Origin of the sequence: Candidatus Effluviviaceae Genus I sp., assembly GCA_016867725.1 — a bacterium.
Lineage (GTDB): Bacteria > Joyebacterota > Joyebacteria > Joyebacterales > Joyebacteraceae > VGIX01.
The window spans coordinates 62,068-87,564 of sequence record VGIX01000002.1 but is presented as its reverse complement, the minus strand read 5'-3'; the positions used below and the strand labels follow the sequence as shown (position 1 = coordinate 87,564).

Genomic DNA, 25,497 nt, shown 5'->3' with positions numbered 1-25,497 from the left:
GCAGAGGCGCGCCGCCCGCAAGCAAACCATCGTGAGAAGATAGCATCGGGAGACGGGAGGGTCAAGGGGCAAGGCCGGGGCGGGCGGGGCCCGTGCGCAGGCGTCAGACGTCCCGTCGCTCGTCGAGCGCGGCGCCCAGCGTGAGCTCGTCGGCCAGGTCCAGGTCGCCGCCGACGGGGAGTCCGCTCGCGATCCGCGTCACGCGGACACCGAGGTTCGCGAGGAGCCTGGCGGCGTACAGAGAGGTCGCCTCTCCCTCGGACGTCGGGTTGAGCGCGAGGATGACCTCCTTCACGTCGCCCGACCTCGCGCGGTCGACAAGCGATGTCAGGCGTATGTCCTCGGGCCCGACGCCGTCGAGCGGCGACAGGAGCCCGCCGAGGACGTGGTAGCGCCCCCGGAATCGCCCCGTGCGCTCGAGGGCGAGCACATCGCTCGCCCGCTCGACGACGCACAGCACGCCGCCGTCACGGCGAGCGTCGCGGCAGATCGCGCACGGGTCGTCCTCGGTCAGCGAACCGCAGGCCGAGCACGGGCGCGTGTTCGCTCGCGCCGCCACGATCGCCCGCGCGAGTTCCGCGCACTCCGGTTCCGAGGAGCCGACGAGTCTGAGGGCGATGCGCGTCGCGGACTTCCTCCCGATGCCGGGAAGTCCGGAGAGCAGCTGCACGAGGCGTTCGAGCGATGGGGGGAATGCCGTCATGGCTGCGCGTTCCCTCGCTGCGCGGGCCCGGCGTCACAGCCCCGGCAATCCGGCCGTGCCGAGCTTGCCCATCTCGCGGGCGATCAGGTCGTCGCACCGCTGCTTCGCGTCGCGGAACGCGGAGAGGAGGAGGTCCTCCAGCATGGCCGCGTCCCCTCCCTCCAGGACGCTCGGCTCGATGCTGACGCTCCGGACGTCCTTGTGGCCGTTCATGACGACGCGCACGGCCCCGCCGCCGGCGGTCCCCTCGACCGTCATCGTCTCGAGGGCCTTCCGGGCTTCCTCGAGGCGCTTCTCGAGCTTCTGCGCCTCCTTGAGGATCCTCCCCAGGTCCGGGGCCATGAAGCGTCACTCCTCCGCGCGCGTGTCAGTGATCTCGCCGTCGAACATCTCCAGCACCTTGCGCACCATCGGGTCCTCGCCATCGCCCGCCTCGCGCCTCTGCGGCGCGGCGGCGGGCGCGGGCACTGCCCTGGCGGCCTCCGCGAACGTGAGGCTGAGCTTCACGGGCTTGCCGTAGACGTCGCCCGCGGCCTGCTCGAGAAGCGTCATGTTGGCCCGGTCCTGAAGCTGCTGCCGATGGAAGTTCGACCCGTTCGGAATGAGCACGCCGAGCCGCCCGTCCGTCAGCGGCGAGGCCACGGCTTCGGTGAGAAACGCGCCGAGCGCGGGCTTGCGTGCCTTCACGCGCTCGACCACGAGCGCCCACTGCTCGCCTCGGGCGGCCGGACGGCCCGCCGCCGCTGCCGTTCCACCGCGTCCCTGGGACGGACCGGCGCTCCCTGCGCCCGCGTCGCCTGACGCCGGAGTTCCTCCTGGGGGCGTGGCGCCTCCCGCGTGCCCCGAACCTCCCGAGGCCGCGGCAAGCGCGCGGACGATCTCCTCGATCTCCACCGTTCTCGGCAGCCGCGCCATGCGCGCCAGGGCGAGCTCGACCATGAGGGACGGCTGGGTGGTCCAGCGCGCCTGCGCCTGCGTCTCGGCCGCGATCCTGAGAAGCCTCACGAGCTGGTCCTCGGTGAGGGCGCGCGCGGGCGTCTCCGGACCGTCTCCGACATCCGGCGCACCCGGCTCGCCGGTCGCCGTCCTCACGAGGAGATCGCGCAGGTGCTCCACGAGGCCGTCGATGAGGTCCCTCGGGTCGAAGCCGGCGTCCAACGCGGATGTGAACGCCCCGAGGGCCGCCCTCGTGTCGCGAGCCGCGATCGCGTCGGAGAGCGACCGGAAGACCTCGACGCGCGGGATCCCCAGAATGGCCGCCACGTCGTCCGCGCCCACGTCGCCCGATCCGGTCGCGAGCAGCTGGTCGAACAGGCTCTCCGCGTCGCGCATGCTCCCGTCGGCCCGGGCCGCAAGCAGCCTGACCGCACCGTCGCTCACGCGGACGCCCTCGGCCTGTGCGATGTGCCTGAGGCGGGCCTCCATGTCCGCGGCGCTCACGCGGTGGAAGTCGAACCGTTGACAGCGCGAGGTGATCGTGTCGGGGATCTTCGACGGCTCAGTCGTCGCGAGCACGAAGACCACGTGCGGCGGCGGCTCCTCGATCGTCTTGAGGAGCGCGTTGAACGCCTCGCGCGTGAGCATGTGCGCTTCGTCGATGATGTACACCTTCTTGCGGCCGGAGAGCGGCGCGTACTGCACGGTCTCTCGGATGCCCCGCGCGTCCTCGATCTTCCGGTTCGACGCGCCGTCGATCTCGATCACGTCGAGGCTCTTGCCCGATGCGATCTCGCGGCACGAGTCGCAGGCGAGACACGGCTCGTCGGTGGGGCCCTTCTCGCAGTTGAGCGCCTTGGCGAGGACCCTCGCGATCGTGGTCTTGCCCACGCCCCGGGGTCCTGTGAACAGGTAGGCGTGCCCGATCCTGTCGGTGCGCACGGCGGCCGACAGGGTCGTGACGACGTGTCGCTGCCCCACGACCTGCGAGAAGGTCTCAGGGCGCCACTTCCTCGCCAGCACGAGATACGACATGGCTTCGGGATACCCCGTGTTCGTGAAGGAGCATCTGCCGGCACGCGCCCGACTCGACCCCCGTCTCCGGTGCGGTCACGGCCAGTTGGCTCCGGCCAAGCGCCCCCGCGGCACATCGAGGGATCGGCTTACGGCTGCTGCCTTCCGGCCCTGACCGGGTTCGCCGGACTCGATTGCGCGGGACCTGGCCTTCATCGCCACTTCTCCGCGCCCGCGGCCGGAGGCGACAGGGCCTCGGTTGGGTGTTCGACCCCGCTGAAGCGGCTTGCGGGTCACAGGGCACCGCTAGCTCCCCGTCTAGCGTGCCGGCTCACATGGGTTCACCGTCAGCGGGGCCCGCTCCGGACATGAGCGGGCCCCGAAGGGTTGGTGGAGATGAGCGGGATCGAACCGCCGACCTCTGCCTTGCGAAGGCAGCGCTCTCCCAGCTGAGCTACATCCCCACAGGTCCTTGGTCCTACAGAGTCGACTGGATGGCGGAGAGGGAGGGATTCGAACCCTCGGTACGTTCATCACGTACACGCGATTTCCAGTCGCGCACCTTAGACCACTCAGTCACCTCTCCGGGTCTCGACTGGCGGTGGGGGTGGGATTCGAACCCACGGTACCCAGAGGGTACAACGGTTTTCGAGACCGCCACGATCGACCAACTCCGTCACCCCACCTGTCCCCCGGCGACGCTACGTTCTGCCCCGGGCCCGAAGAGCCTCGAAGAACGCCGCGAGCAGCGCCGAGGCCTGCTCGGCCATCACTCCCGACGACACGGCGACCCGGTGGTTGAGTCTCGGATCGTCGGCGATGTTGCCCAGCGACCCGCAGTAGCCCGCCCTGGGATCCGCGCACGCGTACACGAGTCGCGCCACCCGCGCCTGCACGATGGCCCCCGCGCACATCGGGCACGGCTCCATCGTAGCGTAGAGCGTCGCCCCAGTCAAGCGCGGTACCTCGACGGCCCTGCACGCCGCGCCGAGAGCGATGATCTCCGCGTGAGCGGTGGGGTCGCGCGTCGCCTCGACCTGGTTGTGCCCGCGGCCGAGGACCCTCCCCCCAAGCACCACCACGGCGCCCACAGGAACCTCGCCCTCGTCGAGGGCCATTCGGGCCTCGTCGAGGGCGACCGCCATGAACGCGCTGTCCCGCCTGTCGAGCGCCGTCGTCACGGGCCTCCCCCACCGCAGCGCGGAACACGCTACCAGAGGGGGGGCGTCGTGTCAACGACTCGGGCCGCTCCCGCCTCGTCCCTCACGACAGCAGACGAGCGCGCCCCCGGCGGAACGCTCCGCCGAGAGCGCGCTCGTCGACCCCGCGCGCCCGGTCGACCGCGGGACCCTAGTTCACGCTCTCACCGCCGTAGAGCACGACCGCGTTCTTCCCGGCGGTCTTCGCCTGGTACAGCGCGCGGTCGGCGTGCGTCAGGAGATCGTCCTGGCTCTGCGCATGCGAGGGAAACGTCGCGACGCCGATGCTGATCGTGAGACGGCCGCCGGGCATGATGTCCTCGCCCTCGAACTCCGAGGACTCGATGATGCTCCGGATGCGCTCGCCCATCCGAAGCGCGGCGTCGGCAGCGACCTCGGGTACGATGATGGCGAACTCCTCGCCTCCGTATCGCGCCACGTAGTCGCAGTTCCGCGACGAGTGCCGGAGCAGGTAGGCCAGTCTGCGCAGCGCCGCATCGCCCGCCGGGTGTCCGTGCGCGTCGTTGTACGTCTTGAAGTCGTCGATGTCGATCATGAGCAGGCTGACGACGCGGTTGTATCGCGCCGCCCGTCCGACCTCCGTCTCGAGAAGCTGGTGGAAGAACCTGTGGTTGTAGAGGTCGGTCAGCCCGTCCTTCCGGGAGAGCTCCTTGTAGAACTCCCCTTCCGCGGCCTTCCGCTTGAGCTCGCGCTCGGCCAGCGCATTGGACACGATGATCCTGATCTGGTCGATGTTGAACGGCTTGGTGATGTAGTCGCGCGCGCCCAGCTTCATGGATTCGACGGCCGTGTCCATGGACGCATAGCCGGTCATCACAATGACGTCGACGTCGTACGGCAGCTTCTTGGCGGCGGCGACCACGCCGAGCCCGTCCAGCTCCGGCATCACGATGTCCGTCACGACCACATCGTACTGTGACGCGGACATCTTCTCGACGGCCTCGCGGCCGGAGCAGGCAAGCTCGATGGCATAGCCGTCGTCCCCGAGCACCTCCCTGAGGAACTCGCGCATGATCTCCTCGTCGTCCACGATCAGGACGCGAGGAGGGGGTGTCTTCTCCCCCTCCGGCCTGCCCACCAGCTCTCCCGGCGCCAGCACGTGTTTCCCCCGATCGGCTGCGGCCCTCGCCTCAGGCCCTCGGGCCGGCCGTGTTCACGGGCAGACGCACCGTGAAGGCCGCTCCGCGACCCTTGTCGCTCTCCACGTCGATCTCGCCGCCGTGCTCGCGCACGATGCCATAGCTCACCGACAGCCCGAGCCCGGCGCCTTCCTTGTCTGCGCGGGTCGTGTAGAACGGTTCGAACACCCGCATCAGATCACCGTTCGTGATGCCGTCGCCGGTGTCTTCGAACCTGACGGCAACCTGCCCCGCGCCGCTCCCGCTCTCCGTCTTCCATGTCCGAACCGTGAGCCTGCCGCCGCTCGCCATGGCGTTGCGGGCGTTCAGGACGATGTTGGCGAACACCTGCTGAAGGCCCTGTGGGTCGCCCACGATGCACGGGAGCGCGCGATCGAGTTCGACGTCGACCTCAATGCCCCGCATGGCCAGCTGCCGCTCGGTGCACTCCAGTGTGCTCTCCACGATCTCGTTGACATCCAGGGTCGCCGTGCCCGACCTCGCCCCTCGCGAGAACGTGAGCAGGTTCTCCACGATGCGCTTGCAGCGCTGGGCCTCCCGCTCGATGTGTCGCATGTGCGTCGCGATGTGCCGCGCCTCGTCGGCCGACAGCCCCTGGTCCTGACGCTCCATCACGCGCTCGAGGTCGTACTGCGAGTAGCCGAGAATGCCGGCGAGCGGGTTGTTCAGCTCGTGCGCGATGCCCGCCGCCAGTTCCCCCACCGCGGCGAGACGACCCGACTGCACGACCTTCTCCTGGATGTCCTGAAGCTCCTTCGTCCGCTCCTCGACGCGCCGCTCGAGGTCGTCGTTGAGCTCCTCGAGCGAGGCGAGCGCCCTGTCGAGCTCGCGCGTGCGTTCCTCGACCCTCGTTTCGAGCGTCCTGTTCCACCGTTCGAGATCGGCGCGCGACTCCTCGAGCCTCTCGTAGAGACGAACGTTGTCGACCACTCGGGCCACCTGATTGCCGAGAGCGCTCAGGAGCTCCGCATCCTGCTGCGAGAGCGACCTGCGCCCGCTTCCGAGGACGGACAGCACGCCGATCAGCTTCTCCCCCCTCATCAGGGGCACTCCGAGCCACGTTCCCGTCGCCGGGCGGCTCTCCGGAGAACGCAGCCACTCCTCAGGGCAGTGAGCCGCCGGATCCGCGGTGACGAGCGGCAGACGGTGTCTCATGACCCAGGCCTCCGCCGCGGAGGGGCAGTGCGGTCCCCCGGCTGGCGCGGCGTCGTCCGGCGTCGCGAACGACTCGACCTGGCCCGTGGTCTCGTGGAGCAGCGAGAGCGCGACCGTCCGCGCTCCGAGCAGCTGAGCCGCGTACCCGCGCAGCGTCGTCGCCACGTCGGGAAGATGCCTGGCTTCGGACAGCGCGCGCGCCGCCGCGTTGAGCACTTTGAGCTCGCCGACGCGCTTCAGCAGCGCCTCGCGCGCATCCCACAGCGCCTTGCCGGCCGCGCTCGATACCATGAGCACGATGGCGAGCAGCGGGAAGGTCGCGGGCTCGCCGGGCGTGTACGAGGCGATGAGCAGGAGCGCGAGCGGGAGCATCGCCAGTTCGATGATCACGCCGCGGCCGGCGATCCACCGCGCGTACTCCCACAGCGGGTTCCGGACGGTGACAGAGGCGATGGCGCGCATCGTAGAAGCCACGGCGCCGAACGTGACGAACATGACGAAACAGCGGGCCGCGTCCAGCAGGGTCATGCTCGTGGGCACGAGCCTTCCTCCGATCGCCCGGTACGCGAGTCCCGCCGCCGCGGCGGCGATGACCTGCGCGCCCGTGTCGGCCAGCGCCGATCGCAGGTTCCTGCGGAAGACAAGCGTGTTGAGGATCACGGTCGTGGCGGCGACGACCCACACTGCCACCGATGTCCCGAAGAGCGCCAGCGACGCGACGAACACGGCCGCGCTGAACGAGACGAAGGAGCCGCGGCCGATGGGGAACGCGAAGAGGCCGGTTCCGAGCCCCAGCGCGGTCATGATCCCGACGGCTCCCCAGTCGAGCCGCGTGATCCCCGTCGTCGCGATGGCGAGCATCGTGAGCCCGACCGCCGCGGCCAACCACCACGACCGGCCCGGAATGTCGTTCCCGGTCATGCAGTTGCCGCCCACCGTCACCCTGGTCTCGTGCATGATGCAGTTCGGCGTGGCGAACTCCGAGCCGTCCCCGGACGCCTGTCCGGGGGACTGGCGGCGCCTCGCCCCTCCATGGTGTGCCCCATCAGCGTTCTAGCCATCGGTCGCTCAGGGCACTGTGAAATGCAAGTCCCATGCCACGGGAGCGGTCCGGCCGGCCTTGGGGGGGGCGTATCTGGTGAGAAGTGAGCGGTCGCTCAGTCGGTCGCCGAGGCTCGGACCGTCAGAGCGCCGGAAGGAGCACGACCTGGTCGGCGGCCTCACGTCCCCGATCCTCGCACGAGAAGAGGATCACCTGACGTTCCTTCGCGATCTCGCGCAGCAGGGAGAGGCCGGCGGCGCGACGCTCGGGGTCGCAGTTGACGAGCGCGTCGTCCAGGACGAAGGGCGCGCCCTCAGCCGTAGAGAGGAACTCAAGGAGCGCGTAGCGGATGGCCAGGTACAGCTGATCGGCGGTCCCGGCGGAGAGGTCGCCGGCGCCCAGCGTCGCGGGCCCCGCGGAGCGGCGCTCCGGGTTCGTGACGCTCACGTCGAGGTCATGCCCGACTCGGGCGGCCTCGTAGCGGTCCAGCGTGACGCGCCCGAGCACGCGGCTCACCAGGGGCTCGAGGGCGGAGGCGGCCTCCTTGTTCGTGCTCGCGATGGCGCTTGCCAGAGCCTCGCGCGCGATGGTGAGCACGCGCAGTCTGCGGTCGAGCCGCTCGATCTCCCGCTCGACGTCTTCGAACTTCGCCTCGAGGTCCGGGATGGTCTCGCCCGCCTCGGCCTGCTCGAGCTGGCCCTCGAGCCGCGGGATCGACTCGCGGAGCGCCTTGAGCCTCTCGGTTCTCTGCTCGCGTTCGGCGCGGAGCTTCGCGTACTCCGAGGGCGCGAGCGGTCCTCCCGTCGGAGCGGTCCCTGCGCCACCCTCAAGCTCCTGCTTCTGGCGCGACAACGAGGCCGCCTCCCTCTGGAGCATCTCCTCCACCGCGTCGTGGTCCTGTCCACCGCAGATCTCAGCGAGCATGGCGTTCCAGACCTCGGCGCTGTGCCGGTCGCGCTCCTGCGCTCCCGCCGCGCGCTCGAAGTCCGCGTAGCTTGAGCACCCGACTTTGGAGAGCGCTGTCGCCAGCAGCGCCTCGCGCTTTTCTCGCTCGAACGTGGCCCTGTCGAACTCCCGCGCGAACGCCCACATCCGGAGCGCCCGTCGCGACAGGAGAAGGCCGACGAGCGTCGCCGCGAGGCCCGCGGCGGCCATGGGGACGCGAAGCCTGAGATCGCCGCCGAACACCGCCGCGAGGAAGAGCACGATGCCGGTCACGATGGCCGACCCTGCCCCGACCCCCGCGCGGCCGCCCACCGAGCCCAGTCGACCCGACGGCGCCCTGTCGCTCAGGTCCGCCAGTCGCCGCTCGGCGGCGTCCAGATCGGCCTTCGCAGCCCGTGCAAGCCGCTCATACTCGTTCGATCCCGCCGGAATCCGGTCCCAGACGGCCGCGAGGTCCGCCTTGAGCTTGCGGATCCTGCCGATCTTCGCTTCCTTCTCATCGAGCGCCTTCCGGACACGCTCGAGCGTCGAGAGGTCGTCCTGCCGCTTCTCCTCGTGCTTGAGCGCTACGTCGATCTGAGACAGGTGCCGCTCGTTGTCCTCGAGCTCCTCGCGCAGCCTGTTCAGCTCGTTGCGCGAGCGGAGGTTGTCGGCCCAGCCTGCCTCGTGCTTCGCGCGTTCCTTGGCCAGCCGGTGCCGCTCCTCGCGGAGGGCCTGGAGGGGGCCGGGGACCTTCGCCGGGCGCTCGAGGCCCACCTTGATGCGCGCGACCTCCCCGTCGATCCGCTCGAGGACGCGCGCCGCGTCGACGGCGCCGCTCGAGCTCGTCATCTTCCGTTCGATCATCGGCACGAGCTCGCTCCGCCGCGCCGACCCGGCCCGTCCCTCGAGCGCGGCGAGCTCACCCTGTCGCACTGCCGCGACGGACTCGAACGCGTCCCTCGTCGCGAACCCGATCATCTCGCGCACGCGGCGGTCCACCTCGCCGCGATCGCTGATGCGACGGTCGTCGCCGGCCTGCGTGAGCTCCACGCGCCCCGCGCCGAAGTCCTTGATCAGGCGCCAGCTCTCGGTCCCGTGATCGAAGTCGAACTCGAGCCTCACCGCACCGGACGCGCCCCACCGCTCAAGGTCCTTCACCGCGCGCGCCTTGGATGCGACATCGCCGAAGAGCGCCGTGCCGATGGCGTCAACCACCGTGCTCTTCCCCGACTCGTTGGGCCCGACGATGAGGTTGAGCCGTGGATCGAGGACGATCTCGTGGTCGGAGAACCTCTTGAAGTTCACGAGCCTGATGCGGCGGATCCTCACGCGATCACGTCCTTCCCCTGGAGCAGCGCCACGCCCAGCTTGAGGGCGTCCTCCAGCTCCTGCCGCTCCTCCTCGCTCTTTGCGGACTCGAGCTGCTCGCTCAGGATGCGCGCGAAGCGGCCGATGACGAACCGCTCCGGGAGGTCCCGCAAGCAGGCTTCGTCGCTCGCGACCCGGAACGCGCGCTGTCGCAGGGCCACGTGGAAGTAGTCCGAGGAGAGTTCCTCGACGAGCTCGGCCTCATCGAACCCCGAGCCGAGATCCAGAAGACCCGTGAGGTCAAGGCGGACGATCGTGTCGGCGCCCGGCGGCACGGCCCTGCGGACGCGGGTCGCCACCTCCGCGGCGTCCGGGGCCGCGGTGACGTCGACCTCCGCCTCGACGACCGAGCGCGTGCCGAGTCGCAGCCTCGACGTCGTGACGCCCGTCTCATCGAGCACGACGAGCGCGGCGTGCCCGGATCCGACCTGATCGACCGCGATCGTCTCGGGCGCGCCCGGATAGACCGCCGGCGCCGTGGTTCCCTCGATCTCGCGCCACGAGTGCCAGTGGCCGAGCGCGACATAGGACCACTCCATCGAGGAGAGGTCCGCAAGAGCGATCGGATGGTCCTCGGCCGCGCCCGGAACGACCTCGACGGTTCCGTGTGCGACGGCGACGTTCCACCGGCTGTCGTCCCGGGGCCGCAGCCGCGCGAGCTGCCGCTCCGAGGAGCGGTTCGAGCGCGGCGGGTTGCCGTGGACGGCCATGCCGGACTTCCTGAGCACGACACACGACCGCCCGTCCAGCCCGAGGACGTGCACGTGCGGCAGGCGCCTGAACTCGCGCTCGTAGCTCCCGTAGACGGACCCCAGGCTCAGGAAGTCGTGCGATCCGGGGAGGATCACGACCTCCGTGGCGGACGCGGTGCCCAGCCTGTCGAGTTCCTTAAGAACGAAGCGCACGACCGACGCCGGCGGGCTGTTCGAGTCAAAGAGGTCGCCGGCAACGATGAGGCAATCCGCCCGCTCCGACAGGGTCCGGTCGACGACGGCCGTCCACGCCTTCCTCAGCGCGTCGCGCTGTTCGGCGGCCCTGCGGCCCAGCCATCCGAGCGGCGCGCCGAGGTGAACGTCCGACGTGTGGATGATCCTGATCACGCGTCTTCCTCCGGCGTCTGCGGCCGACCGCGCGCGCCGTCCTGCGCCACGAGCGAGACGCATCGGCGCGGGCATCTCATGATGCCCGCGCCGGCCTCACGGCGCGCTGCGACGTTTCCCGCCGTGCGCCAAGCGACCCCGCCGCCGAAACCGGCTCGCCCTACTCCTCCAGCCACTGGATGATCAGCTCCCATTCCGCGTTGTCCATGCCCGGGGTGATCCCATGGAACTCGGGATCCGGGAAGTCGATGGGGCGGTCGATCGCGATCTCATCCGGCTGGGGCCACGAGTGCGCCGGGAAGTAGTTCCTGAGATCGGCGATGGGATCGTTGAAGAGCGCATCGAAGCTGATGAGCACGTCGATGTCCGGCCCTCCGTCTCCCGAGGGGTTGAACACAAGCCCGCTGACCAGCGCGTCTTCGATGGCGTCGGCGATGTCCCGGATCTCCTCGACGGCCCCGCCGCCGAACATGTCGTCCAGCGGCACGTAGCCGTCGGTTTCCGTGAAGACATCGTCGCTCTGATCGTCGGTCTCCGCCTCGAGCGCGTCGCACGCCGCTCTCAGGTGCGCGGCCAGCGCGAGGAGTTCGTCATACGCTGTCGCCATGGCCGCGGGTCGTCTCAGCGTCAGGAAGTCGGCGTCCGACTCGATCAGGTACTGCGGTGTCTGCCCGTCGTCGATGTCGATGTTGTACGACACGGCGACGCTGCACCCGGCCTGCAGCGCGTCCACCACCGTGTGCAGGAAGTAGGCGTCGGTCGCGTCCACCTCGGCGAGAACGTCCTGTCCCAGGGAGTCCTCACCGACACGGACCCAGATTGCGCAGTTCATGTCTTCGAATCTCGTGAGGCGCTGGTCCGCGTACGTGAGAGCGGGAAGCACCTGCAGCTCGATGTAGTTCTGGAGCTGGGAGAAGTGGAAGTCCTGCCTGCCGCCGTCCGAGAACCGCTGGTAGAGACCTCGGAGGTCCGGCTTCCTCGCATACCAGAGGATGCCGGAAGCGCGGGACGCCCTGGGGCCCTCGGGGAAGAGCGTGTCGAGGATGTCGCCAAGCTCCGGATTCGAGACGACCATGAGAAGCCGCGTCGCCGCCGCCATGAGGTTGGCGCCGCAGTGGTTCGGGTTCTGCGCAAGCGCGTCATCGAAGCGCTCGTGTGCCTCGGATACGTCCGCCCCCCAGTTCCAGGGTTCCTGGTCCATGTCCGCGCCGCTCAGCGCGCTCTCGAGCGACCCCATGCCCTCGTCGTAGAGCTGGTCGGCCGACTTGCCGCCGCCATCCCCCGAACAGCCGGAGAACAGCACGCACGCGCCGACGGTCAGCGCGACGAGCACCGTCAGTCTGCACGTCTTCATCCCGCCACTCCTTCGGAGAGCTCCCCACCGGGAGAGCAGGCTCCACGCCGGCGGCATCGGTCGGTCAGCGGGCGGCCGTCCGGGGCCCGCGTGACGCCCAGGCCTTGAGACCGGACGCCACTGTGACACGGTCGTGCGGATGCTCAATGCATAACTCGTGCCGGTCCGCAAGAGGCGGGACAGCGAATCCACGATCAGACCCCGCGTTGCGGCCCGCACGACCCACAAAGGACGAGGGCTCCCCGCCGGCAGACAGGGAGCCCTCATCATGTGGTACGCCCAGGAGGAGTCGAACCCCCAGCCTTCTGGTCCGTAGCCAGACGCTCTATCCAGTTGAGCTATGGGCGCTTGAACGGTGGCGGAGAGGGAGGGATTCGAACCCTCGGTACACTTGCGCGTACAACTGCTTAGCAGGCAGCTCCCTTCGGCCTCTCGGGCACCTCTCCGCGGGCTCACGGCCTGCCATCGCTTGCTTCCTCTGGCGGAGGGCGAGGGACTCGAACCCCCACGGGCTCGAAAGCCCAGCGGTTTTCAAGACCGCCGCCTTACCAGTTAGGTCTAGCCCTCCCGCGGAGCGCAGTATAGCAGCGCCGCTGAGAGCTGTCAAACGGCAATCCACCCGGCGCTCGCTCACGCCCACGACGAGCCCGTGCGCGACCGCCCCCGTGGCGCGCGCTCGGCCTCCTCGGCGGCGAGCTCGCGAAGTCTCGCGCGTGCCCGCCTCGCCCGCCGGACGGCGCCCAGCACGAGCGCCACCGCGCCGAGCAGCATGGCCGCGCTCACGCTCTGCAGAAGGACCGTCCACCCGAAGGTCCGCCGGACGTGCCCGCCGACCTCGACATCGAACTGCCCCGGCGCGCGCCCCGCCACGCGGAGAAGGGCGGTCTCGAAGTCGGGCGCCGAGGCCACGGCGCGGACGAGCTGCGGTCCGCCCGCAAGGCCGCTCTCACGCAGGAGATACTGCACGGCCTCGTAGCTCATCGCGTACGCGAGCCTGGCGTCACGGTCGCTCTCGGGGAATCCCGCGTCGAGCGACGAGAGCGGAATGAGCCTGCCCGCCACGGCCGCCGCGGCAAGCGCGCGGCGGTCGCCGTCCCACTCCCCCGCCAGCGCCATTGCGATCCCCTCGTCGAACCAGCGGGGGACGCTCATGTGCTGAAGCTCTCTCCCGACGACCACGTGCGCGAGCTCGTGCACCACGACCTTCTCGATCTGCAGAGGATACGAGACGATGCGCGGGCTCTTCATGACGACCAGCGAGCGGCCGGCATCCGCCCACGCCACGCCCCAGTCCGGAGGCCACCCTCCCTCGAGACCCGCGAACTCCTCCTCGCTCGCCGCGATCACGATCCTGACCGCTCCGCGCTCACGGCTGTCCAACTCGGTCCACATGCGCTCGAGAGACGGCGCGGCGAGCTCGAGAAGGCGGCCGGCGGCCGCGCGATCGGCCTCTCGGAAGAGCACCGTCACGGGGCCGCGCGACGCGGACTCCCAGCCCTGAGCTCCGCCCTGCAGCGCCCAGGCTCCCGCCGCAACGAAGAGGAGCGCCGCGTGAGCGACAAGAACGAAGCGCGAGGCGCGCGAGACCATGCGGAGTCTCCTCAGCTCGGGGCTCCCGCCCCAAGACGCTCGCGGCGGCGGTCAGCGCGGCGGCGCCAGCGGCGAGATGGACCGCAGACGGGCGATGATCGAAGGCAGGACGTCGAGAAGCAGGTCGACATCGGTGTCCGTGTTCTGCCGCCCGAGACTGAAGCGCACGGAGCCCTGGGCGCAGTTGGGTTCCACGCCCATCGCAGTGAGCACGTGCGACGGCGCCGTCGACTCGGTCGTGCAGGCGGACCCCGTCGACGCCGCGATGCCCGCGAGATCGAGCTCCAGCACGACGCTCTCGCCCTCGACGTAGCGGAAGGAGACGTTCAGGGTGCCGGGGAGTCTGAGGTCGGCCCTGCCGTTCGGCACGGCGTCCGGGATGCGCTCGACGATGTGGCGCTCCATGCGCCCCACGAGACCCGCGAGCCTCCTCCGCTCGGTGTCCATCTCGTCCAGGCACAGACGCAGCGCCGCGCCCAGCCCCACGATGCCGGGTACGTTCTCCGTGCCCGCGCGCGCGCCGCGCTCGTGGCCTCCGCCGTGAGAGAGGGGATCGATGACCGTGCCCGGCCGAACGTACAGCGCGCCGACGCCCTTCGGACCGTAGAGCTTGTGCCCGGACAGAGACAGCAGGTCCACGCCCAGTTCGTCGACCGAGACCGGCACCTTCCCCACAGCCTGCACGGCATCCGTGTGGAACGGTATGCCTCGCGCCCGGGCGATCCGCCCGATCTCCGCGATCGGCTCGATCGTCCCCACCTCGTTGTTCGCGAACATGACGCTGATGAGCGCCGTGTCCTCCTCGCACGCACGCTCGACATCATCGGGGTTCACCCAACCGTGTCGGTCCACGGGCAGGTAGGTGACGCGCGTGCCGAACCGTCGCTCGAGGTACTCGCACGAGGAGAGCACAGCGTGATGTTCGATCCGCGTCGTGATGACGTGGGCCGAGCCTGCGCCACGGGCGAAGACGACGCCCTTGATCGCGAGGTTGTCCGACTCCGTGCCTCCGCTCGTGAAGACGACGGCTTCGGCCCCACAGCCGAGAGCCCGCGCCACGGGCGCTCGGGCCGCGTCGACCGCCGCCCTCGCCGCCTGCGCCGGACCGTAGGGACTCGATGGGTTGCCGTACTGCTCCGAGAAGAACGGCCGCATCGCTTCCAGGACGCGCGCGTCCACCGCGGTCGTGGCGTTGTTGTCCATGTACACGCGCTTCAACGTCGACTCCCCCGGAGGGTCATGAAGCGGCGGCCGGCCGCAGGCGGCCGGCCGCATCTCGCTGTGCTCGCAACCGGCCCGGCAGGTCTGCCCTCCGCCCGCCGTCCCCGATCGTCACTCGCCCTTGTCCCAGATGCCGCGGAGCTTGCGCTGCTCGGCGATCTCGATGAGCGTGTTCTGCCGCTCGATCTCCTTCAGCGCGAATGCCCTCCACTCCGGGTCGCGTACCGCCTTCTCGAGCTGCTCGATCGCCGCCTGATACTGCCCCTGCTTCTCGAGCGCCTTGGCCCAGGGGATGTACGGCGCGCCGCTCCCCGGCATGACCGACGCCATTCGCCGCGCCGTGGCGATCGCCTGGTCGTACTGACCGCCTTCGTTGTACGCGTCCGCGAGGGCGCTCAGATACGTTGCGTCCCCCGGGTTGCGCTGCACGATGGCCTCGTACTGCTGCACGGCCTTCCCGTAGTCGCCCATGCTCCTGTACGCCGTGGCGAGATTCGCTCGAGCCGCGAGATCGTCCGGGCTCTTCTGGAGCACCGCCAGGAACAGGTTCTCCGCCCGCGCGTACACCCCGACCTTCATGTAGCAGTAGCCGAGCGTGGACAGGACGTACTGGCTCGCGGAGCCGCGCTCATGGACGCGCTCGAAGGCCGCGATGGCCTGGTCGTACAGCTCGGCTCTGTAGCAGATCTGCGCCAGCGCCTGCGCAGGCCTCGTGTCGCTCGGCGCAAGCTCGATCGCCCTCCGGTACGCGTTGAGGGCCGCGAGGTCCATCTGCATCTTCTCGTACACGTAGCCGAGATTCAGGAAGACGTCCTGGTCGTCCGGCGACATCCTCGCCGCCTCTACGTACTCGTTCACCGACTCCTGGTACTTGCCGACGACGGAGTACGCGTATGCGAGGGAGGTCCTGGTGTAGGCGTCGTTCGGCGCGGCGCTCCGCGCCTGCTCGTAGAGCCCGAGCGCCTTGTCGAATTCCTGGGTCTCCACGAGGTAGATGTGGGCCAGCCCGTGGTACGCCTCGACGAGCTTCGGGTCGAGACTCAGCGCGCGCTCGTAGTTCTCGATCGCCTTGCCGATCTCTCGCACGCGGTAGAACTCGGCAGCGTTCGCCGCCGCCCTCTGCGCCTCGGTGAGCTGGGTCGGCGGCGCCGCGGTCCCGGTGCCGCCCCCGATGGTCGTGACGGTCGGCGTTGTGACGTCGTCTCCGGACGGTATAGGCGCCATGCAGCCGGACAGCAGCGCTGCCGCCACGAGCGCCCCTGCGAGCGCCGCTCTCCGCCTCAGGATGGTCCTCATGGGTTCCTCGCTCCTGTTCTTGCGTCAGGCCGACGGTCGAGACCCGCCCGCTGGCGTGCCCCGCCGGTGCGCCGTCAGCGGCCTCCGGCGCGGAACTCCTCGATCATGCGGATGTTGTCGGCTGAGGTCCGGGCCACCGGGCTTCCCGGCGCGAGCTCGACGACCTTGCCCCACTCCCTGATCGCCTCGTCGAAGATCTGGGCGTCCGCGAACGCGACGCCCAGGTTGAAGTGCGCCTCCACGCACCCGGGATCGAGCGCGAGCGCTTCGAGGTACATCTCCACGGCCTCCGTGTAGCGCTGGAGCCAGTAGTACGTGCTCCCCAGGTTCGTGTAGACCATCGGGTTGGCCGGGTCGATCGAACGCGCCTTCTGAAGCTCCAGGAGCGCCTGCGCGGCGCTGCCCTGGTCGACGTACACCGACGCGAGATTGAGCCGCGCGCCCACGTGCAGCGAGTCGAGCCCGACCGCCGAGCGGTACTCCTCGACCGCCTTGTCCAGGAGCCCGGTCTCGTAGTAGAGGTTGCCCAGCTCGATCCTCAGGCTCACGTCGTCGGGCCGCGCCGCTGCCTCGGCAGCAAGGCGCTCAATCGACGCGGCAACCTGCTCCGCGCCTCCCGGCGCGTCCTGCGCGCGCGCCCCGTGCGGCACGACGGACACCACAAGCACTGCCGCCAGCACGACGCCGGCCACGGTCGCGAGCTTCCCATCGCCCATCGCGCTCACTCCTCCTGCGGCCGGCGACTACGGTGCGGGGACCGTCGTCACGCGCAACTTCACGATCTTGTCGGGCTCCGTGACGGTACCGTTCTTCTGCCGGTCGCCCTTCTTGATCGCGTCCACGACGTCCATGCCCTCGATGACCTGTCCGAAGGCCGTGTACTGCCCGTCGAGGTTGGGCGATGCGGCGAACATGATGAAGAACTGGCTGCCGGCGGAGTCGGGCTCCGAGGACCGCGCCATGGATACCACGCCGCGGACATGCTTGAGCCTCGCGTCGAACTCCGCCGGGATCGTGTAGCCCGGTCCGCCGTATCCGCCCTTGTGCTCGACGTCGCCCGTCTGGGCCATGAAGCCGTCGATCACCCTGTGAAAGCCCACGCCGTCGTATCGTCCGGCGTTCGCAAGCGAGACGAAGTTGACGACCGTGTTCGGCGCCTTGTCCTCCCAGAGCTCGATCCTGATGACGCCCTTCGCCGTCTCGAGCGTGGCGATCTTCCGTCCGGGGACGAGGTAGGCGACCTCTCTGGTCTTCCTCGCGCCGTTCTCGATGTACGTCAGCGTTGCCGTCGGTCCGGCGGGCGCCTCTTCGACCGCTTCGGTCGCGCCAGGGTCGATCGCCTCGGTCATGGACGCCGCCTCCTCGCTCGCCGCGCTCTGCGCGGCGGTCTCGCCCTTCTCGGACGGCGTCCCGCTGCAACCCGCCGCCACCGCCGTCAGAAGCACGGCGCATGTCACCACGACAGGCAACCACCTCATCCACGAACCCATGGTGCCCTCCACGCTCACGATTCCATGCGACCTTCGGCCGCGTTGCGATTTCGGTTCTTCAATGTACTCGGCGCGCCGGCGCAGTGTCAAGGCGGTTTTCCCCCTGCGCCGCGCGGGCGACGCGAGCGCTCCCGCGTTCGCTTGACAGCCGGTCGCGCTGACCGCTAGACTACGAGCATGCTGAGGTCCATGGGGTGTGGAACCGTCCGCGCACGGGTTCCAGCAGTGCTCCTGGGGATCGTCGCGCTCGCCGTGCTCGTGCGGGTCGCCTTCGTGCTGACGCTCGAGGATGATCTGTACTGGCCGGACCCGCACTACTACGACGAGATCGCCTGGCGAATCGTGTCCGGGGAGCGTGCGGGGGATGCGGTCCTGAGGGGCCCGCTTCAGGCCTTCGTGATGGTGGTGCCCTACGCTCTGGCAGGACACTCGTACAGGGCGGCCTACCTGTTCCAGGCGCTCCTCGGCGGGCTCATTCCGTACCTCGTCTTCCTGATCGCCCGACGCCTGCGCGGGTCCAAGGTCGGCCTTGTCGCCGCGACGATAGCCTGTCTTTACCCGTACTACGTCTACAACGCCGGCGCTCTCTACGACACACAGACGACGACCATCCTGCTGCTCCTCGTCGTGTATCTTGCCCTCGTCTCGCGCGAGGCGCCGAGGCTTCCCGTGAGCGCGGCGCAGGGGTGCGCTCTAGGGCTCCTTGCGCTCAGTCGCTCCATCGCCGTCACGCTCGTGCCTGTCGCGGTGCTCTGGACCTTCCGGGGTGAGCGGCGCGCGCTCCACGCAGCTCTCGTGCTGGCCCTTGCCGTGGCAACCGTCCTTCCGTGGACCGTCCGCAATCACATGGTCACCGGCGAGTTCATCCCCATCTCCGTCGGAGGGGGGCGGGAGTTCCTCTACGGTAACAGCCCCGACGCGACGGCGACCTCGCAGTCGAGGGTTGGCATCCCGGAGGACCTCCGAGGTCTCCCGCGGGAGATCGGGTACGCCGGAGCCGATCGCATGTACCTCGCCCGCGGTCTCGAGTACGTGAAACAGGATCCGGCAAGAGCCGTCCGGCTGTACTTCGCCAAACTGGCCAACCTCTACCGGTTCTACCCCACTCCCCAGACGCAGAACCGCTTCACAACCGACCGCAGCGCGTGGATCTCGATCTTGTCGTACGGTCCCATGTTCCTGCTTGGGCTGGTCGGCATCGTGCTCGAGAGGCGGCGATGGAACCGCTACGCGCCGCTGCTCGCGACCCTCGTGACCTTCACGCTCGTGTACCCGGTGTTCACGACGAACGTACGCTACCGCCTGCCGCTCGACGGGCTTCTCATGGTGTTCTGCGCGGTGGCGCTCGCCCGGATCGCATCGCGCGTCAGTCCCAGGGCGGCGCGGTGGTTCTCCCTGCCTGGGGGGGCCGAGAATGCGTTTGGAGGAGGTGTCGGGTGCGCGCGAACCTGAGTGTCATCGTCCCCACGTTCAACGAGGTTCGGACCATCGGGGCGATCGTGGACCGCGTGCTGGCAAGCCCCGTCGTGTCGGAGGTTGTCATCGTGGATGACGGCTCGACCGACGGAACCAGAAGTGTGCTGGAGACGCTTGGGAAGCGGCAGAGAGTCAAGGTGGTGTGGCACGATCGCAACCGAGGGAAGGGCGCAGCGATTCGGACCGGCGTTGAGCACGTCGCCGGCGAGCTCACCATCATCCAGGACGCGGACCTGGAGTACGACCCGAACGACTACGAGCTCATCGTGCGCCAGTTCGAGGATCCTGCGGTTGCGGTCGTGTACGGATCGAGGCGACTGCTCAAGACCAACCCCATCTCGTCGCCGAGCTTCTTCCTGGGGGGCGTGACGCTCACCTGGATCACGAACATCCTCTTCGGCACGGCTCTCACCGACGAGCCCACGTGCTACAAGGCGTTCCGAACCAGCCTGCTCAGGAGCCTGCCTCTCCGATGCACGGGATTCGAGTTCTGCCCGGAGGTCACTGCGCTGGTGGCCGCCCGCGGCATTCGCATCCGGGAGGTTCCGATCCGCTACTACCCGAGGAAGACCTCCGAGGGCAAGAAGATACGCGCGAAGCACTGGTTCGAGGCCGTGGCGACGCTGCTCAGGCTGAGGTTCAGGCGCGTTGCTTCGTGATGCGCGCCCGGGCGAACGACGGGGGAAGAGCATGACGCACATCTGGATACTGGCCGTGAGCATCCTGCTTAACGTCTGCGGTCAGGTCTCGATCAAGCAGTCGCTTCTCAGCTACCAGGCACGTGCCGGGCGAGAGGCGTACTTCGGGCTCTCGACGGCAGTGCCCATGCTCACCGCGCCGCTCACGCTCCTGGGGCTGGTGCTGTACGCGGTGAGCGCCGTCTTCTGGATCTCGGCCCTGTCCAGGGTACAGCTCAGCTACGCGTACCCCCTGCTGGGCGTCGGCTACGTGCTGGTCGCGGTCGCGTCGTGGCACCTCTGGGGCGAGAGCATGGGCCTCCAGAGGATCCTCGGGACCATTGTCGTTGCTGTGGGTGTCTATCTCGTCGGAACGAGCGGCTCATAGACGCCGGCGCGCACGTGCCCGGCGGATGGGCACCACCCCACGGGAGACACCATGAAGAGCCTTCGCGATCTCACAGAGCAGCTCAGGAAGACGGCAGGCGACGCGGAGTTCGTCGCCGCGCTCGCGGCGTCGGGGACCGACGCGCTCGACGTGCGGTTCGCCGACTTGCCGGGACGGTGGCACCACGTGACGGTGCCGGTGACCCGCGTGGACGAGTCGCTCTTCGCCTCGGGGGTGGGTTTCGACGGCTCGAGCGTGTCGGGGTTCAAGCGCGTGGAGCGCGGCGACATGGTGCTCATCCCCGATCGCCTCACGGCGCAGGCCGAGGAATGGGACGGCCGCATCATCGTGGCCGTGTTGTCCTCAGCCGCGGAGGCACAGCTCAAGACCCCCTTCCCCCTCGACCCCAGGCTCACGGCGCTTCGGGCCGAGCGCGCCCTCGCCGAGTCCGGGCACGCGGACATGAGCCTCTGGGCCCCGGAGCTCGAGTTCTACGCGTTCTCCTCCGTCGCGTACGACGAGCGCAGGAACGGCTCGTTCTTCTCCGTGCGGTCCGACGAGGCCGGGTGGTCGGACCCCGACTCGGAGTCCGACGGGCTCGGCTACAGGATCCGCGCCGGCGGCGGTTACCACGCGTCCCCGCCGTGCGACCGCTTCTTCGAGTTCCGCAACGAGGTCGCCGCGCGGCTGCAGGACGCCGGCATCCCGGTCAAGTACCATCACCACGAGAACGGCGCGCCCGGACAGCTCGAGGTCGAGCTCATCGGCGAGCCGCTCGTGCCGGCCGCCGACCACGTCATGCTCGGCAAGCACATCGTCCGGAACACGGCGGCGGAGTGGGGTCTGGCAGCGACCTTCATGCCTCGCCCTCTCCTTGCCGAGGCGGGCAGCGGGCTGCACGTGCACGTCAAGCTCATGCGGGCCGGAGCGCCGGTGTTCCACGGCGAGGGCCGCTACGCCGGGCTCTCCGAGAGCGCTCTGCACTTCGTGGGCGGCATCCTCTCCCACGGCCGAGCCCTTTCGGCCATCGTGAGTCCGAGCACGAACTCCTATCGCCGGCTCCGGCCTGGATACGAAGCTCCGACGAACCTCTTCTTCTCCGAGGGCAACCGAAGCGCCGCCATCCGCGTTCCCCGCTACGCGACGCGCCCGGAGGCGAAGACGATCGAGTACCGGCCGCCGGACGCGACCGCCAATCCGTATCTCATGATGGCGGCGCTGCTCGCGGCTGGGCTCGACGGACTCGACCGGCGCGTGGACCCGACCGCGCACGGGTTCGGTCCTTTCGACCGGAACGTCCACGAGCTCCCTCGGAAGGAGAGAAACCGGATCGTCCCCCTCCCGGCGACGATCGAGGAGGCGCTCGACGCGCTCGAGCGCGACGCGGACTTCCTCACGACGCGGGGGATCTTCGCCGACGAGTTCGCCGCAACGTGGATCGAGCTCAAGCGCGAGGAGATCGAGACGATCGCATCGCACCCGCACCCGGGCGAGTACGGGCTCTATTTCGACTGCTGACGCCGCGACCCTCTACGGCCGCAGCCGGTACAGCATCCTCGGGAACGGGATGGCCTCGCGGCAGTGCTCCAGCCCACAGATCCACGCCACCGTCCGCTCCACGCCCAGACCGAAGCCGGCGTGCGGCACGGAGCCGTACCGCCTGAGGTCGAGGTACCACTCGTAGTCGGCGCGCGGAAGCCCCTCCTCCTCGATGCGCGCTTCGAGCGTGGCGAGGTCGCTCATCCGCTGCCCGCCGCCGACGATCTCGCCGTAGCCCTCGGGCGCCAGCATGTCAACGGACAGCGACAGCTCCGCGTTCTCGGGATCGACCTCCATGTAGAAGGGCTTGATGCAGCGCGGGTAGCGATGCACGAGCACGGGCCGGTCGAACTGCTTCGAGAGGAGCGTCTCGTGCTCCGCCCCGAGGTCTCTGCCCCACTCGATGTCGAGGCCTCCCTTCCGGATGCGTTCGACCGCCTCCGAGTACGCGATGCGCGGGAAGGGCGGCTCCACGCCTCGAAGCTGCGCCGGGTCGCGCCCGAGGATCGCGAGCTCGCGCCCGCGCGTTCGAAGCACCTCCGCGACGACCTCGGACACCAGCTCCTCCTCGATCTCCATGATGTCGTCGAGGTCCGCGTACGCCACCTCCGGCTCCACCTGCCAGAACTCGATGAGGTGTCGCCTCGTCTTGCTCTTCTCCGCGCGGAACGACGGCCCGAAGCAGTACACGCGGCCGAACGCCATGGCCGTCGCCTCGTTGTACAGCTGGCCGCTCTGAGAGAGGTACGCGCTCTCGTCGAAGTACTTCGTTTCGAAGAGCGTCGAGGTGCCCTCGCACGCGGCGGGGGTGAGCAGCGGCGAGTCCATCTGGACGTATCCGCGGGAGTCGAGGTAGTTCCTGATGGCGCGCACGACCGTCGCGCGGACGCGGAGCACGGCGAACTGACCGGATGACCTGATCCACAGGTGGCGGTGGTCCATGAGGAAGGCCGGTCCGTGCTCCTTTCTGCCGATGGGGTACTCCTCGGCCACCTGGACGACGTCCGCCGCGCGAACGGAGAGCTCGAATCCCCCCGGCGCCCGCTGATCGGCCCGCACCGCGCCGGTCACCCGCAGCGAGGACTCCACCGTGAGACGGCCGAGCGCCTCGAACGTCTCCTCCCCCACCTCCGCCCTGCTCGCGACGCACTGCAGAAACCCCGTCCCGTCGCGGAACTCGAGGAACATCACCTTCCCGCTCGATCGCCTTCCGACGAGCCACCCTTCGAGCGTGACCTCAGTTCCCTCGTGCTTCCCGATGGTCTCGATGGTGCAACGCTGCTTCATGGATGCTCCCCGCGGTGTTCGCTCTGTCGCGTCGGGCAATCCGCCGACCGGATGTCCGACCGGCCCGAGCTCAATCGTCACTCCTCGCCGCGAATCTCTCGATGGCGTCCTCCGGCCCGTCCACGAGAAGGACGTCCCCCTTCTCGAGGGTCGCCTTCGGATCGGGCAGCTGCGACAGCGACTCCGGCACGTCGCTCGCCTTGATGACCGAGATCACGTTGAGGCCGTAGCGCTGTCGGAAGCTCAGCGACGCGAGCGTCTTGCCCCACATGCTCTCCGTCGTCTCGATCCTGCCGAGGCTCATGCCGGGCGACAGCTCGACGATCTCCGTGAGCGAGGGGCTCATCACCTGCTGCGCCAGCCGGCGGGCCACCCACTCCTCGACCAGGATCACCTGGTCCGCCTTCACGAGCTTGAGGATCCTCGCCTCGTCCTCGGTGACCGCCCGCGAGATCACCCTCGGCACGCCCAGCTCCTTGAGGAGCGCCGTCGTCAGGACCGCCGCCTGGAAGTTCTCCCCGATCGCCACGATCGCCGCGTCCACCCGGTTCACGCCCTGCGCCGCGAGGGCTTCCCTGTCCGTGGAGTCCAGTCGCACGGCGACAGCGACCTCCTCGGCGATGGACTGGACCAGCCGCTGGTTCATGTCCACGGCGATCACCTCGGCGCCGCGCTCGGCGAGTTCTCTGGCCACCGTCCGGCCAAGGAGCCCCAGCCCGATGACCGCGTATCGCTTCCCCATACAGGACCTCCCAGACGCGACCAAGCGGCCGCGCCGAGCTAGCTGACCAGCACCGTCTCCTCGGGGTAATCGTAGGACTGGCGCGCCTCGCGCTGCCCGACCGCAAGGGCGAGCGTGAGCGGGCCGATGCGCCCGATGAGCATCACGAGCGCAAGAACGACCTTCGACCCAGGCGACAGGAGCGGCGTCATCCCCGTGGAGAGGCCGACGGTGCCGAAGGCCGACACCACCTCGAACAACGCGTCCGACAGCGCTCCGCCCTCGGACGCCAGCAGGAAGAACGTGCCGCCCGTGACGATCAGGATCGCCGCCGCCACGACCACCAGCGCCTGGTTGACCACCGTGTCGGGAATGCGACGGCGCATGATCTCCACGCGGTTCTTGCCCCGGAAGAGCGCGCTGATCGTGGCGAACACCACGCCGGTCGTCGACGTCTTGACGCCGCCGGCCGTCCCTCCGGGCGAGCCGCCGATGAACATGAGCGCGGTCAGCAGGAAGAGCGTGGGCAGCGACAGGTAGGCCGTCCGCACCGTGTTGAAGCCCGCCGTTCTCGCGGTGACGGATCCGAAGTACGAGGACAGCACCTGCTGTCCCAGCGACTTCCCGGCGAGCGCTCCGTTCCGCTCAAGGAAGAAGAACCCGACCGTTCCGACCGCGAGGAGGACCCCCGTTACGAGGAGCACGAGCCGCGCGTGAACACCCCACCTCGAGCGGCACCGGGACGGGTGTTCCGCGAGCACGCGGTAGCCGAGCGCGTTCATCATGACCGGGAAGCCCAGCCCGCCGAGCACGATGAGCGTCGTCACCGTGAGCAGCACGGGCACGTTGCCGACGTAGCGCTCGAGGCTCGTTGAGTGCAGAGAGAAGCCGGCATTGCAGAAGGCCGAGATGGAGTGGAAGACCGACGTCCACAGCGCCGCCCTCGGGCTTCCGAACTCCCCGCGCGTGGAAACGAACAGGAGCACGGCGCCGACGGCCTCGAGGAGGACCGTGAGGCCGATCACCGTCCCGAGAGTGCGCCCCATCCGCCCCAGCCCCTCGTAGCTGAGCGCGCCCCGCGCCGCCAGGCTCTCGCGCAGCCCCAGCGTCCGTCTCATGGCGACGGCGAAGAACGTAGCGAACGTGATGAGCCCCAGGCCTCCGATCTGGATGAGCGTGAGCAGGATGGCCTGTCCGAACCGCGTGAACTCCGTTCCCGTGTCGACCACCACGAGCCCGGTCACGCAGATGGCCGAGGTCGCGCTGAAGACCGCGTCGAGGGGCGCGATGCCCCGGACCGTCGCCTTCGGCGTCGAGAGAAGCAGCGCCCCGACGGCGATGAGGAGCAGGAACGACAGCATGACGGTCCTCGCCGGGCGGACCCTCATCGACGCGATCCTGCGATTCGCCGCGACCGCCTGACCGACGATGAGGAGCAGGAGGTAGACCTGAAGGACGACGATGTAGCCCTTCGTCAGCGAGAAGACGCCCTGCTCCTCCAGCACGGCCGGCATCCACTCGGTGCCGATGAGGCGCCGGACGAGGGCCAGCTGCGACACGACGAGCGCCGCGATGGCCAGCGCCGGCCACCGCAGCTTCACGTGGAAGAACTTCTTCCTGGAGAGCGCGAACCTCAAGAGGGCGTCGGCGATGAACACGCCGACCACGGCGAGGTCGACGGCATGGAGAGCCTCCCGCGCCGCCGGGCTCAGGTAGAACCCGTACTCCAGCAGCAGGGAGATCGCCGCAACCGCGGCGACGACGAACATCAACCGAGATAGCCAGGTGAGCAGCCTGTCTCTGTCCATCCTGGTCCCTTGCCCCGAACGTCTCCGCACGCGGTGTCCGTTGCCG

20 protein-coding genes, 6 tRNA genes and 1 other RNA gene are annotated in these 25,497 nt (G+C 69.2%); 3 read left to right on the top strand and 24 right to left on the bottom strand.

Annotated features, from left to right (window positions below; translation table 11 throughout):
* Positions 1–103 precede the first annotated feature (103 nt).
* The 21 genes from recR to FJY74_01060 form a co-directional block, all read right to left on the bottom strand.
* Complete coding sequence (recR, locus tag FJY74_01160) at positions 104–703, bottom strand: recombination protein RecR (protein ID MBM3306921.1); 600 nt, start codon at positions 701–703, stop codon at positions 104–106.
* 33 nt (positions 704–736) lie between these two features.
* The gene (locus FJY74_01155) at positions 737–1,045 is read right to left on the bottom strand and encodes a YbaB/EbfC family nucleoid-associated protein (GenBank protein MBM3306920.1); all 309 of its coding nucleotides are present in this window, start codon (positions 1,043–1,045) and stop codon (positions 737–739) included.
* A 6-nt stretch (positions 1,046–1,051) separates the two neighbouring features.
* On the bottom strand, positions 1,052–2,674 hold the full coding sequence (gene dnaX, locus FJY74_01150; GenBank protein MBM3306919.1) for a DNA polymerase III subunit gamma/tau: 1,623 nt from the start codon (positions 2,672–2,674) through the stop codon (positions 1,052–1,054).
* A gap of 40 nt (positions 2,675–2,714) precedes the next feature.
* An RNA gene (gene ffs / locus FJY74_01145) (signal recognition particle sRNA large type) lies at positions 2,715–2,980 on the bottom strand.
* A gap of 61 nt (positions 2,981–3,041) precedes the next feature.
* A tRNA-Ala gene (locus tag FJY74_01140) sits at positions 3,042–3,117 on the bottom strand.
* A gap of 31 nt (positions 3,118–3,148) precedes the next feature.
* A tRNA-Ser gene (locus FJY74_01135) sits at positions 3,149–3,239 on the bottom strand.
* A 10-nt stretch (positions 3,240–3,249) separates the two neighbouring features.
* Positions 3,250–3,339: transfer RNA gene (locus FJY74_01130), tRNA-Ser, on the bottom strand.
* 15 nt (positions 3,340–3,354) lie between these two features.
* Positions 3,355–3,798 carry a nucleoside deaminase gene (locus FJY74_01125; protein ID MBM3306918.1) on the bottom strand — a complete coding sequence of 148 codons (444 nt, stop codon included), beginning with the start codon at positions 3,796–3,798 and terminating at the stop codon, positions 3,355–3,357.
* Positions 3,799–4,003: 205 nt separating this feature from the next.
* The gene (locus tag FJY74_01120) at positions 4,004–4,951 is read right to left on the bottom strand and encodes a diguanylate cyclase (protein MBM3306917.1); all 948 of its coding nucleotides are present in this window, start codon (positions 4,949–4,951) and stop codon (positions 4,004–4,006) included.
* A 52-nt stretch (positions 4,952–5,003) separates the two neighbouring features.
* On the bottom strand, positions 5,004–7,124 hold the full coding sequence (locus FJY74_01115) for a GAF domain-containing protein (GenBank protein MBM3306916.1): 2,121 nt from the start codon (positions 7,122–7,124) through the stop codon (positions 5,004–5,006).
* A gap of 226 nt (positions 7,125–7,350) precedes the next feature.
* Positions 7,351–9,465: an AAA family ATPase gene (locus FJY74_01110; protein MBM3306915.1), complete on the bottom strand. Its 2,115-nt coding sequence runs from the start codon at positions 9,463–9,465 to the stop codon at positions 7,351–7,353.
* Positions 9,462–10,604 (bottom strand): DNA repair exonuclease, encoded by a 1,143-nt coding sequence (locus tag FJY74_01105; GenBank protein MBM3306914.1) that lies wholly within the window; start codon positions 10,602–10,604, stop codon positions 9,462–9,464. Before FJY74_01105 ends, FJY74_01110 begins: the two co-directional genes overlap by 4 nt.
* A 160-nt stretch (positions 10,605–10,764) precedes the next feature.
* Complete coding sequence (locus tag FJY74_01100) at positions 10,765–11,958, bottom strand: hypothetical protein (GenBank protein ID MBM3306913.1); 1,194 nt, start codon at positions 11,956–11,958, stop codon at positions 10,765–10,767.
* A gap of 271 nt (positions 11,959–12,229) precedes the next feature.
* Positions 12,230–12,306: transfer RNA gene (locus FJY74_01095), tRNA-Arg, on the bottom strand.
* Between the two features lie 8 nt (positions 12,307–12,314).
* Positions 12,315–12,404 (bottom strand) — tRNA-Ser (locus tag FJY74_01090).
* Positions 12,405–12,437: 33 nt separating this feature from the next.
* Positions 12,438–12,526, bottom strand: a tRNA-Ser gene (locus FJY74_01085).
* Positions 12,527–12,588: 62 nt separating this feature from the next.
* Entirely contained in the window at positions 12,589–13,548 is a 960-nt protein-coding gene (locus FJY74_01080) for a hypothetical protein (protein ID MBM3306912.1), read from the bottom strand.
* Positions 13,549–13,599: 51 nt separating this feature from the next.
* Positions 13,600–14,766, bottom strand: coding sequence for a cysteine desulfurase NifS (gene nifS / locus FJY74_01075; GenBank protein ID MBM3306911.1), 1,167 nt, complete (start codon positions 14,764–14,766; stop codon positions 13,600–13,602).
* A 114-nt stretch (positions 14,767–14,880) separates the two neighbouring features.
* Positions 14,881–16,065 (bottom strand): tetratricopeptide repeat protein, encoded by a 1,185-nt coding sequence (locus tag FJY74_01070; GenBank protein ID MBM3306910.1) that lies wholly within the window; start codon positions 16,063–16,065, stop codon positions 14,881–14,883.
* 74 nt (positions 16,066–16,139) lie between these two features.
* Positions 16,140–16,781 (bottom strand): tetratricopeptide repeat protein, encoded by a 642-nt coding sequence (locus FJY74_01065; protein ID MBM3306909.1) that lies wholly within the window; start codon positions 16,779–16,781, stop codon positions 16,140–16,142.
* A gap of 27 nt (positions 16,782–16,808) precedes the next feature.
* Positions 16,809–17,414 carry a peptidylprolyl isomerase gene (locus FJY74_01060; GenBank protein ID MBM3306908.1) on the bottom strand — a complete coding sequence of 202 codons (606 nt, stop codon included), beginning with the start codon at positions 17,412–17,414 and terminating at the stop codon, positions 16,809–16,811.
* A 1,358-nt stretch (positions 17,415–18,772) separates the two neighbouring features.
* Between FJY74_01060 and FJY74_01055 the strand changes: the two genes are divergently transcribed.
* The 3 genes from FJY74_01055 to glnA are packed head-to-tail and all read left to right on the top strand — an operon-like array spanning position 18,773 to position 21,614.
* Positions 18,773–19,690: a glycosyltransferase family 2 protein gene (locus tag FJY74_01055; protein ID MBM3306907.1), complete on the top strand. Its 918-nt coding sequence runs from the start codon at positions 18,773–18,775 to the stop codon at positions 19,688–19,690.
* A gap of 31 nt (positions 19,691–19,721) precedes the next feature.
* A complete protein-coding gene (locus tag FJY74_01050) occupies positions 19,722–20,096 on the top strand; it encodes an EamA family transporter (protein MBM3306906.1) in 375 nt (124 codons plus the stop codon).
* 51 nt (positions 20,097–20,147) lie between these two features.
* Positions 20,148–21,614 carry a type I glutamate--ammonia ligase gene (gene glnA / locus FJY74_01045; protein ID MBM3306905.1) on the top strand — a complete coding sequence of 489 codons (1,467 nt, stop codon included), beginning with the start codon at positions 20,148–20,150 and terminating at the stop codon, positions 21,612–21,614.
* A 12-nt stretch (positions 21,615–21,626) separates the two neighbouring features.
* Here glnA and asnS read toward each other — a convergent pair whose 3' ends face one another.
* The 3 genes from asnS to FJY74_01030 form a co-directional block, all read right to left on the bottom strand.
* On the bottom strand, positions 21,627–22,922 hold the full coding sequence (gene asnS, locus FJY74_01040; protein ID MBM3306904.1) for an asparagine--tRNA ligase: 1,296 nt from the start codon (positions 22,920–22,922) through the stop codon (positions 21,627–21,629).
* A gap of 70 nt (positions 22,923–22,992) precedes the next feature.
* Positions 22,993–23,664 (bottom strand): TrkA family potassium uptake protein, encoded by a 672-nt coding sequence (locus FJY74_01035; protein MBM3306903.1) that lies wholly within the window; start codon positions 23,662–23,664, stop codon positions 22,993–22,995.
* Between the two features lie 38 nt (positions 23,665–23,702).
* On the bottom strand, positions 23,703–25,451 hold the full coding sequence (locus tag FJY74_01030; protein MBM3306902.1) for a Trk family potassium uptake protein: 1,749 nt from the start codon (positions 25,449–25,451) through the stop codon (positions 23,703–23,705).
* Positions 25,452–25,497: the final 46 nt, after the last annotated feature.